Consider the following 10,572-nt stretch of genomic DNA (forward strand, 5'->3'; position numbering starts at 1 on the left):
GCCGGCGAGACCGTGCTGCGCGCCACCGTCTCGGAGCGCATGCAGCCCGGCGTGGTCTACACCACCTTCCACTTCCCGGAGTCGGGCGCCAACGTGATCACCACCGACAACTCCGACTGGGCGACCAATTGCCCCGAGTACAAGGTGACCGCGGTGCAGGTCATGCCCGTCATGCAGCCGTCCGCTTGGCAACAGGAGTACAGCCGCTTCAACCGCGTGCAGCAGGAGTTGCTCGACGCGCGATCAGACGTCAATGTGTCGGTGCCAGTCGCTCGTGACTCTCTCGGGGCGGTTGTCAATATTAGGGGTTTTCCCTATAATTGATTACCCCAACACCGAGAGAAATCATGAGCTACGTCGTCCTGAATGAGAAATCCCAGAAGGGCCTGTTCACGCGCGAAACCCGCCAGGTCATTGCGGAGCTTTTCGCTTCCCTCCCCGTCGTGATCTTCGCCCGCGCGGTTCGCGGTGCGCTGCGCGACCGCAACGCGCTTTAAGCGCTCGCTAATCCCGATTCGCAACCGCCGCGCGTCTTGCGCGCGGTTCGAACGGAACAATCTTTCCAATCAGTTCCCTCCCCTCGTCGAGCAGGAACTCCTTGAAGGCCTGAGCCACAGGCGACAGATGCTTGCTGTGTCGATGCACGACATACCAGTTCAGCATCACAGGAAACCCCACCACATCGAGCACCCTCAGGCTGCCTGCCTTCATCTCCTGGCTGATGGTGTGCGCCGACAGGAAGCTCACGCCCATGCCGGCGATCACCGCCTGCTTGATGGTCTCCGTGCTCCGGATCTCCATCGCGATCTTGAGGTCCCGCAAGGCGGCGCCGAAACCTTCCTCCATGGATTGCCGGGTGTCCGAGCCGCGCTCCCGCACTACGAAGGGTTCGCGCAGGAGCATGGCCAGCGGGATACGCTTCTTGTCGGCAAGCCGATGGTCCGGCGCGGCCACGATGACATAGGGATGCGGCGCGAACGGCAAGTTCTCCGTACCCATGTCCGAAGGCGGACGCACCATGATCGCCAGGTCGGTCAGGTTCTCGGCAATATGCGTCAGCAACTCCTCGCGGTTGTGCACCGTGAAGTTGAGCACCACGCCACGATGGCGGCTCGCGAATTCAACCAGCAGCCGCGGAAAGAAATAGTCGCCGGCGCTGATCACGCCCACATTCAGCTTTCCACCCGAGACACCCTTGAATTGCATCATCGCGCTTTCGGCAGCCTCGAATTGCTGAATGATGGTGCGGCTGAAGGCGAGTAATTCAGTGCCGGCGGGCGTCAAATAGATCTTCTTGCCGAACTGCTCGAACAAGAGATTGTCGGCATGTTCCTCGAGCCGCTTGACCTGGATCGAGACGGCGGGCTGGGTCAGGTGCAACTCATCAGCGGCACGCGAGAAGCTCATCAGTCTCGCGACCGCCTCGAACACCTTCAATTGCCGCAGTGTGGCGTTTCTCATTCCTCGATAGTAGGGCCGCCCGTGCCACCCGTACCACAGCCCCGATCACAATTCGCGCAAACGCAAATGCGCGCGTTCAGTTTCCATCGTTCGCGCCAGCAACTTGACCAATGCATGAACCGTGACGATATGCGGCGTCTCCGTGTCGGTGAGCTGCGCGAGTTCGACGACGGCGCCGACCAGCGCGTCGATCTCCGGCGCGCGGCCAGCCTCGATGTCCTGGAGCATCGAGGTCTTGTGACGCCCGACCTTCTCCGCGCCGGCGAGCCGCTTCTCCAGCGACAGGCGGAATTCGATGCCGAGCTTCTGGGCCACCGTCTGCGCCTCACGCATCATCTGCGTCGCCAACTCCCGGGTGAGAGGAAACTGGCAGATGTCGACCAGCGTGGAATGGGTCAGGCTGCTGATCGGATTGAAGGTGAGATTGCCCCAGAGCTTGAGCCAGATCTCGGCACGGATGTTGTCCAGCACAGGCGCCTTGAAGCCCGCGCGGTTCAGGCAAAAGGACACCTGCTCGGCACGCGCACTGGAGGAGCCGTCGAGTTCGCCAATGGGGAAGCGGTCGCCCTCGACATGCTTCACCACGCCCGGCGCCACCAGTTCGGATGCCGGATACACCACGCATCCGAGCACCCGTTCGGCGGGAATGTCGCGGCCGACCCTGCCGGTCGGGTCGACGCTCTGCAACTGCGTGCCCTCGAGCCGGCCGCCGTGCTTGTGGAAGTACCAATAGGGGATGCCGTTCTGCATTGTCACCACCACCGTGTCGTCGCCGAAAAGTTGCGACACCTGTCCGGCCACCGCTTCGACCTGGTGCGCCTTCATGGCCAGGATGACAATGTCTTGTGGACCCGCTTTCTGATAGTCGTCGGTGGCGATCACGTTGCGAGCCACGCGACGCTGGCCATCGGCCTCCACCAACGTGAAGCCGTTGCTCTGGATCGCCTCGAGATTCGCGCCGCGCACCATGAAGGTCACGTCCTCACCGGCAAGTGAGAGACGGGCGCCCACAAGACCGCCGATGGCGCCAGCGCCAACTACTGCTATCTTCATTTCCGACTCCTGAAGTTGAATGCGTGAATGCCTTGGGCGGATGGCCTAGCAGAAGGGGTTGCTCAGCGTTCCGATGCCCGTGATCGCTACTTCGACGGTGCTGTCGGGCTTCATCGAGCCGACGCCGACGGAGGTGCCGCAGAGGATGACGTCGCCCGGAAACAGGGTCATGTCCATCGAGATCAGGCTGACCAACTCGGCCACCGAGAAGCGCATGTCGCTGATCGGATAGTCCTGGCGCAACTCGCCGTTCAGCGAGGTCGTGACGCGCAGGGTCGCGGGATCGAGGCCTCGCGCGATGGCCGGCCCCATCGGGCAGAAGGTGTCGAATCCCTTGGCGCGCGCCCACTGGGCAAAGGACGCATCGCGGTGCAGGATGTCGGCCACGGTGACGTCGTTGGCGCATGTGTAGCCGAACACGTGATCGAGCGCCTCGGACAGCGGCACCGCGCTGCTGCGCTTGCCGATCACGATGCCCAGCTCGCCTTCGAAGACCACCTTGCCTTCGCACAACGGCTTGCGGATGATCTCGCGCGTCGGCAGGAAGGAGTTGGGCGCCTTCAGAAGGTACAGGGGCTCCGCCGGCACTGCCAGGTTGAGCTTCTCGCCGAGCGCCGCGAAGTTGTTCCACAACGCGATGACCTTGGTCGGCGCGCTCGGCGTGAGCAGGCGGACCTCGTCGAGCATCAGCACGGTGCCGGTGGCCTCGCACTCGCCGAACATGTCGCCGCGATGCGGCTGCACGCGGTCGCCGGCGAGTGTGCCGAAGCCGACCTGACCGGCGTATTCGAAGCGGACCCAGAGTGAGGACATGGTGATCGTGCTTTCGCGTGTGGTTGTTCGGATCGTTCGCGCCGCCCAGCCGGGCTCAGGCGCCCAGTTCGTGGCCGACGGTGGACCAGTCGAAATGCCGTGTGCAGTGCACCGCGGACGACTGCCGATGCGCGGCCTGCTTCTGCCGAATGACATCGACCAGGAAGTCGGCGTCGTAGGACTTCAGCAAGTGCGCCTGCTCGGTCTCGACATAGCGCCGGATGGCCTGCGCGCAGTCCGCGCCGCCATCGAACAGCGCGTGATACGTGTCGCTGCTCCAGTACCAGCGCAGGCCGAGCTCATAGAACGCGGCGTTGAAGGCATTGCACTCCGCATCGACAGGGATGACGGTGAATGTCGAACCATTGGCCATGACGGACTCCTTGTAGCGGCCGAGCCGCAGTGGGTGAGATGGAATGCAGGTCAATGTAGGTTCGCCATTCAATAAAGGATAGTTAAACTAAATTATCTAAATCATTAGTCATGCTTTATGTAATGCACGGATCAAGGAGACGTGCGTCAACTGCACTCCGTGGCCGGAGTGCCGTCGTGTCAGGGAGAGAAAAAGCGCCAGCCGAAGGGCTGCGTCAGATCACGCGTTCCTGCCTGAGCATGTCGACCTCCGCCGCGCTGTAGCCGAGTTGCCCCAGGACCTCATCGGTGTGTTCACCCAGCAGGGGTGATCGTGTGACGACCGTGGGACTGTCGGACATCTTGATCGGGTTGCCCACGGTGAGGTACTTGCCGCGCTTGGGATGGTCCACCTCGACGATGGTGCCGGTCTCACGCAACGACGTGTCTTCCGAGATTTCCTTCATCGACAGAATCGGGCCGCAGGGAATGTCGTAGCGATTGAGGATCTCCATCGCCTCGAGCTTGTGCTTCGTCATCGTCCATTGCTCGATGCGCGCGAAGATCGGCTTCAGGTGCAACAGCCGCGCAGCGGGCGTGGCGTAGGCTGTATCGGTGATCCAGCCCTCCTCGCCGATCACCTTGCACACAGCTGGCCAGACCGCGGCCTGCGTGATGAAGTAGATGTAGGCATTCGGGTCGGTCTCCCAGCCCTTGCACTTCAGGATCGAGCCGGGCTGGCCGCCACCCGATGCATTGCCAGCGCGCGGGACTGCCTCGCCGAACTTGCCGTCCGGGTACTGCGGGTACTCATGCATGGTGCCGGTACGCTCGAGGCGTTGCTGGTCCCGCAGCTTCACGCGGCAGAGGTTCAGCACCGCGTCCTGCATCGGCGCCAGCACCTTCTGGCCACGGCCGGTGGCGTTGCGCTGATAGAGCGCGGCCAGGATGCCGAGCGCGAGGTGCAGGCCTGTTCCGCTGTCGCCGATCTGAGCGCCGGTGACGACCGGCGGGCCATCGTCGAAACCCGTGGTGGATGCCGCACCGCCTGCGCACTGCGCGACGTTCTCGTAGACCTTGCAGTCCTCGTACTTGCCCGGGCCGAAGCCCTTGACCGAGGCCACGATCATGCGCGGGTTGAGTTCCTGGACGTGCTCCCAGGTGATGCCCATGCGATCGAGCGCACCCGGGGCGAAGTTCTCGACCAGCACGTCGCAGGACTTGATGAGCTGGTCGAGGATCTTCTTGCCCTTCGGATTCTTGGTGTCCAGCGTGACCGAGCGCTTGTTGTGGTTGAGCATCGTGAAATAGAGGCTGTCGACCTCCGGGATGTCGCGCAACTGGCCGCGCGTCGCATCGCCCTCGCCCGCGCGCTCGACCTTGATCACGTCGGCGCCGAACCACGCGAGCAACTGTGTGCAGGTGGGTCCCGACTGCACATGCGTGAAATCGAGAATGCGGACGCCATCGAGTGCCTTGCTCATAACTTGTCTCCTCTGATCGTCGCCTCGGCTTGTGCCAGGCGCTTGCGCAGTTCGCGCTCTTCCATGAACCGCTGCGTTTCGTCGCGCACGATAGCCGATATCCCGCAGACCTTGCCGTCACCTCCGAGCAGGATCGAGACGGAGAAAGCGATCGACAGCGTGCGCCCGTCCTTGTGCAGGGCCGGCACGCGCAGCAGGTCGGCGCCGTACTTGGTCACCGCGGTCTCCATCGTCTTGCGATAGCCGTCCCAGTGCCGGGCCTGCTGGCGCTCGGGGATGATGATGTCCAGCGAACGGCCCAGTGCCTCAGCCTCGGTGAAGCCGAAGATGCGCTCCGCCGCGCGGTTCCACAGCGTGATGGCCCCGCTGGCGTCGCAGACCATGATGGCGTCGCCCGCGCCATCCACCAGTTGCCGCAGGTCGACCGGCGAACCGGGGGGCGCCATCTCAGACAGCGCCGGCTTCGTGCAACGCGGCAATCCCGGCCTTGCTGTAGCCGAGTTCCTCGAGCACCTCGTCGGTGTGTTCGCCCAGCAGCGGCGAGCCGGTGACTTCGGGCTTCATGTCGGAGAACTTGATCGGGCTGCCGACCGTGAGGTAACTGCCGCGCTCCTTGTGCGGCACTTCGACGATCGTGCCGCTGGCGCGCAGCGACGGGTCGTTCGCGAGTTCCTTCATCGTCAGGACCGGCGCGCAGGGAATGTCGAACTTGCGCAGGATGTCGACCGCCTCGAACTTGGTCTTGTTGGACAGCCAGGACTCGATCTCGCCGAAGATCTCCATGATGTGCGGCTGCCGCGCCTTGGGCGTGTTGTAGTTCGGGTCGTTGATCCACTCTTCCTTGCCGAGCGCCTTGCAGATCGGTGCCCAGGCATGGCCCTGGATGGTGAAGTAGATGTAGGCGTTGGGGTCGGTCTCCCAGCCCTTGCACTTGAGCACCCAACCCGGCTGTCCGCCGCCGCCGGCATTGCCGCCACGCGGCACCACGTCGCTGAAGGTACCGTGCGGGTACTGCGGGTATTCCTCCAGGTACCCCAGGCGATCCAGGCGCAACTGGTCGCGCATCTTGACGCGGCAGAGATTGAGCACGCTGTCCTGCATCGAGACTGCCACCTTCTGGCCCTTGCCTGTCTGCTCGCGGCCGATGATGGCCGTCAGGATGCCGATGGCCAAATGCATGCCGGTGTTGCTGTCGCCCAGCGCCGCGGCGCTGATGGTGGGCGGGCCGTCCCACCAGCCGGTCGTCGACGCCGCGCCGCCTGCGCACTGCGCGACGTTCTCGTAGACCTTCAGGTCGTCGTAGTGATGCCCGTCGCTAAAGCCCTTCACCGAGGCGACGATCATCTTGGGATTCAGCTCGTTGATGCGCTCCCAGGTGAAGCCCATGCGGTCGAGCGCGCCAGGACCGAAATTCTCGACCAGCACGTCGGACTCGCGGATCAGCGTTTCCAGTACTTCCTTGCCTTCGGCCTTCTTCGTATCCAGCGTCAGCGAGCGCTTGTTGCTGTTGAGCATGGTGAAGTAGAGCGCGTCCACATCAGGGATGTCGCGCAGTTGGGTGCGGGTGACGTCGCCCGAGCCGGGCCGCTCGACCTTGATGACATCGGCGCCGAACCAGGCCAGCAGTTGCGTGCAGGCCGGTCCGGCCTGCACGTGCGTGAAGTCGATGATCTTGATGCCGGCGAGGGGTTTGTTGCTCATGGAATATCTCCTGGGTTACTGGAATTACTTCTTCTTGGCAGTGGCCGGATTCAGGCTGGTGATGCGCCCGCTCTCGGTGCCGGCGGTCTCGTCGATGACGGCATTGATGAGGGTCGGCTTGCCTGAAGCGACGGCTTCGGTCAGGGCCTTCTGCAGTTCGTCCGTCGTCGTGGCGTGCACGCCGACGCCGCCAAAGGCTTCCATCAACTTGTCGTAGCGGGCGTTCTTGACGAACACGGTGGGCGCGACGTCGGGCGTGCCGCTCTTGTTCACGTCCGTTCCGCCGTAGACGCCGTTGTTGTTGAACACGACGATGCAGACCGGCAGGTTGTAGCGGCAGATGGTCTCGACTTCCATGCCGCTGAAGCCGAAGGCGCTGTCTCCCTCGATGGCAATCACGGGCTTGTCGGTGACCACCGCAGCGGCGACGGCGAAGCCCATGCCGATGCCCATGATTCCCCAGGTTCCCACGTCGAGGCGCTTGCGCGGCTCGTACATGTCGACAATGCTGCGCGTGAAATCCAGGGTGTTGGCGCCCTCGTTCACGACGATGGCGTCGGGCCGGGCCTTCACCTGGTCGCGGATCACGCTGAGCGCGCTGTGGAAGTTCATCGGCGAAGGACGCGCCGCCAGCGTGACCGCCATCTTCGCCAGGTTCTTCTCCTTGCGCTCGGCGATGGCACCGGTCCATTCGGCGGGAGGCGCTGTCCACTTGTCACCCATGCCCGCCAGCAGCGCGGACACGCAGGAGCCGATGTCGCCGATCAGCGGCGCGGCGATGGCCACGTTGCTGTCGATCTCGGTGGGCGCGATGTCGATCTGGATGAACTGCTTGGCGGACTTGTCGGCGCCCCAGGTCTTGCCCTTGCCGTGCGAGAGCAGCCAGTTCAGGCGTGCACCCACGAGCATCACGACGTCGGCCTCCTGCAGCACATAGGACCGCGCGGCGGCGGCCGACTGCGCATGGGTGTCGGGCAGCAACCCCTTGGCCATCGACATCGGCAGGTAGGGGATGCCGCTGTTCTCGACCAGCGCACGGATATCGGCGTCGGCCTGCGCATACGCCGCGCCCTTGCCCAGCAGGATCAGGGGCTTCTTCGCACCCTTCAGCAGATCGAGCGCACGCCGCACCGCGTCGGGGGCCGGAATCTGGCGCGGCGCCGGGTCCACCACCTTGATCAGCGACTTCTTGCCGGCGATGGCGTCCATGGTCTGGGAGAACAGCTTGGCCGGCAGATCCAGGTACACGCCGCCGGGGCGGCCCGACAGTGCGGCGCGGATGGCGCGGGCCACGCCGACGCCGATGTCTTCGGCGTGCAGCACGCGGAAAGCGGCCTTGCACAACGGCTTGGCGACTGCCAATTGATCCATCTCTTCGTAGTCACCCTGTTGCAGGTCGACGATCTCGCGCTCGCTGGAGCCGCTGATCAGGATCATCGGGAAGCAGTTGGTGGTTGCGTTGGCCAGCGCGGTCAGGCCATTGAGAAAACCCGGTGCCGACACGGTCAGGCAGATGCCGGGCTTTTGGGTCAGGAAGCCCGCGGCGGCGGCGGCGTTGCCGGCGTGCTGCTCGTGGCGGAAGGAGATGACACGCATGCCTTCGGCCTGCGCCATGCGCGTGAGGTCGGTGATCGGGATGCCGGGCAGCCCGAAAATCGTGTCGATGTCATTGAGCTTGAGGGCGTCGATGACCAGGTGAAAACCATCGATGGTCTCGCGCGCCGGCGCTTCGTCGGCGATGGACCTGATGGCGCGTGCGACCAAGGGGTCGAGCACCGCGGCGGCCGCCGTCACTGGCTGTGTATCCGATGTGACTGATGACATGTCTCTCCTTCTGCTTTCCATGAATGGCCTGAGCCCGAGCCGCGACTATGATTCGAGGAATGTTCTCCGCCGTTGACCGCCGTCAACTTTCCCGAAAACGCCAAAGCGCCCCGGCAGGAGATGTGTTGCGCAATCGAGTCAGACGAGAACCATGACGTTGTTGGACAACCACCCGGAAAGAAACGTCATTCGCCTTGAGCTACGGGATAACGTGCTGCTCAAGGACCTGAGCGACGACGAGCGCGCGGAACTGGGCTCGCATCTGGTCATCGTGGACTGCAACAAGAGCGACTACCTGCTGCATCAGGGCGTGCGCGAGATGGAGCAGTACTTCATCGTCAACGGCATCCTGAAACGCGCGGTCGCCAACACCGAAGGCAAGGAAATGATCCTGCGCTTTGCCGGCGAGCGCGAGATGGAGACCAGCTATGCCGCGTGGCGGCTGGGCAAGCCGACGCCCTATGGCATCGTGTGCGTCACCAAGGCGCGCGTCGCGCGCATGCCGCTCGAGGCGTGGGTGGCCTTCGTGGAGCGACGCCCCGAACTGAAGAAGCTGTTCGAATACCGCGTGATGGAGGTGATGAGCGAGATCATGGCGCACACCATCACGCTTCACCTGCTCGATGCGCCCGGCCGCCTTCGGCGCTTTCTGCGCAAGCAGCCGCAGCTCATGGACCGCATCCCGCAGAAGGAGCTGGCCTCCTACCTCAACCTCTCAGCGGAAACCCTGAGCCGGCTGATGCACAGCGGCAAGATCTGACGGCGCCGCCGCGGCATTGGCCTGCGCGATGCAACGCTTGCGCATGGGCGCCAGGATCAGCTTGGCCGACAGCCCGGCTGCGATCGTGATCACCGCCGTCAGGATGAACACGCGGTCCCAGTTCCCGTCCGCCGACAGCACCGACGCCAGCGGCACCAGCAGCGCCGCCGTCCCCTTYGCCGTGTACAGCGTGCCCGCGTTCGCCGCCGCGTTCTTCACCCCGTAGGTRTCCGCGCACAGCGCCGGGAAGATCGAGAAGATCTCCCCCCAGCACAGGAACACCAGCGCCGCGAACGTCATGAACGCGTACGGGTTGTGGCCGAACTTCATCAGCCCCAGCAGCGCCAGCCCCTCCCCGATGAACACGATCAGCATCGTGTTCTCCCGCCCGATGCGGTCCGAGATGAACCCGCACAGCGGCCGCGTGAACCCATTGGCCAGGTTGTCGATCGACAGCGTCAGCGTCAGCAGCGGCAACGTCAGCAGCCCGAACACACTCATCGGCATCTTCGCCAGCCCGTAGTCCTTGGCGATCGGCCCGATCTGCGCCGTGGCCATCAGACCCCCCGCGGCCACCGCCACGAACAGCGCATACGTCACCCAGAACACCGGCGTGCGCACCATCTGCGAGGTCGTGTAGTCCACCTTCGTCATCACCAGCCGCGAGGAGATCACCACCCCCTTGGGYACCACCGGCTTGACCATGAACAACGAGATCAGGAAGATGCACGCCCCCTGCATGATCCCGAAGAACAGGAAGGTCTGCTCGTAGCCCGAGCTCTGGATCATGTTGGCGATCGGGATCACCGTCACGGCCGCACCGGCGCCGAAGCCCGCCGCTGTCAGCCCGGCGGCCAGGCCGCGCTTGTCCGGGAACCACTTCAGCGCGTTGCCCACGCAGGTGCCGTACACGCAGCCCGCGCCCAGCCCCGCCAGCACCGCACCCARGTACAGGTGGCCCAGCGTGGTGGCGTAGGCGTTCACCACCCAGCCCAGCCCCGCGAGCACCGCCCCGCCCCCGATCACCGGGCGCGGGCCGAACTTGTCCACCAGCCAGCCTTCCACCGGCACCAGCCAGGTCTCCACCACCACGAAGATCGAGAACGACAGCTGGATCGCCGTCAG

The 10,572-nt window shown here is 64.2% G+C and carries 12 protein-coding genes; 3 read left to right on the forward strand and 9 right to left on the reverse strand.

The window, feature by feature from the left end:
• Together AC1D3B_RS35835 and AC1D3B_RS35840 are read left to right on the forward strand one after the other, a co-directional pair.
• On the forward strand, positions 1-324 hold a 324-nt coding region (locus AC1D3B_RS35835; RefSeq protein WP_478195416.1), incomplete at its 5' end, for a molybdopterin dinucleotide binding domain-containing protein.
• 23 nt (positions 325-347) lie between these two features.
• Positions 348-497 carry a hypothetical protein gene (locus tag AC1D3B_RS35840; RefSeq protein WP_478195417.1) on the forward strand — a complete coding sequence of 50 codons (150 nt, stop codon included), beginning with the start codon at positions 348-350 and terminating at the stop codon, positions 495-497.
• Positions 498-504: 7 nt separating this feature from the next.
• On the opposite strand, the gene AC1D3B_RS35845 is transcribed toward AC1D3B_RS35840, so the two are convergent.
• From AC1D3B_RS35845 to oxc, 8 genes are all read right to left on the reverse strand, one after another.
• Complete coding sequence (locus AC1D3B_RS35845; protein ID WP_478195418.1) at positions 505-1,461, reverse strand: LysR family transcriptional regulator; 957 nt, start codon at positions 1,459-1,461, stop codon at positions 505-507.
• A 45-nt stretch (positions 1,462-1,506) separates the two neighbouring features.
• The gene (locus AC1D3B_RS35850) at positions 1,507-2,514 is read right to left on the reverse strand and encodes a 2-dehydropantoate 2-reductase (RefSeq protein ID WP_478195419.1); all 1,008 of its coding nucleotides are present in this window, start codon (positions 2,512-2,514) and stop codon (positions 1,507-1,509) included.
• Between the two features lie 45 nt (positions 2,515-2,559).
• On the reverse strand, positions 2,560-3,327 hold the full coding sequence (locus AC1D3B_RS35855) for a fumarylacetoacetate hydrolase family protein (protein ID WP_478195420.1): 768 nt from the start codon (positions 3,325-3,327) through the stop codon (positions 2,560-2,562).
• A gap of 55 nt (positions 3,328-3,382) precedes the next feature.
• Positions 3,383-3,700: a hypothetical protein gene (locus AC1D3B_RS35860; protein WP_478195421.1), complete on the reverse strand. Its 318-nt coding sequence runs from the start codon at positions 3,698-3,700 to the stop codon at positions 3,383-3,385.
• 214 nt (positions 3,701-3,914) lie between these two features.
• Complete coding sequence (gene frc / locus AC1D3B_RS35865; RefSeq protein WP_478195422.1) at positions 3,915-5,162, reverse strand: formyl-CoA transferase; 1,248 nt, start codon at positions 5,160-5,162, stop codon at positions 3,915-3,917.
• The gene (locus tag AC1D3B_RS35870) at positions 5,159-5,608 is read right to left on the reverse strand and encodes a PAS domain-containing protein (RefSeq protein WP_478195423.1); all 450 of its coding nucleotides are present in this window, start codon (positions 5,606-5,608) and stop codon (positions 5,159-5,161) included. Before AC1D3B_RS35870 ends, frc (AC1D3B_RS35865) begins: the two co-directional genes overlap by 4 nt.
• 1 nt (position 5,609) lies before the next feature.
• Positions 5,610-6,863, reverse strand: a complete 1,254-nt coding sequence (frc, locus tag AC1D3B_RS35875; RefSeq protein WP_478195424.1) for a formyl-CoA transferase — start codon at positions 6,861-6,863, stop codon at positions 5,610-5,612.
• Positions 6,864-6,887: 24 nt separating this feature from the next.
• On the reverse strand, positions 6,888-8,687 hold the full coding sequence (gene oxc / locus AC1D3B_RS35880) for an oxalyl-CoA decarboxylase (protein ID WP_478195425.1): 1,800 nt from the start codon (positions 8,685-8,687) through the stop codon (positions 6,888-6,890).
• 151 nt (positions 8,688-8,838) lie between these two features.
• Between oxc and AC1D3B_RS35885 the strand changes: the two genes are divergently transcribed.
• Positions 8,839-9,447: a Crp/Fnr family transcriptional regulator gene (locus tag AC1D3B_RS35885; protein WP_478195426.1), complete on the forward strand. Its 609-nt coding sequence runs from the start codon at positions 8,839-8,841 to the stop codon at positions 9,445-9,447.
• Here the strand turns inward: AC1D3B_RS35885 and oxlT are convergent.
• On the reverse strand, positions 9,403-10,572 hold a 1,170-nt coding region (gene oxlT / locus AC1D3B_RS35890; RefSeq protein WP_478195427.1), incomplete at its 5' end, for an oxalate/formate MFS antiporter. The genes AC1D3B_RS35885 and oxlT overlap by 45 nt on opposite strands.

This window comes from Variovorax sp. P5_A3, assembly GCF_056400665.1.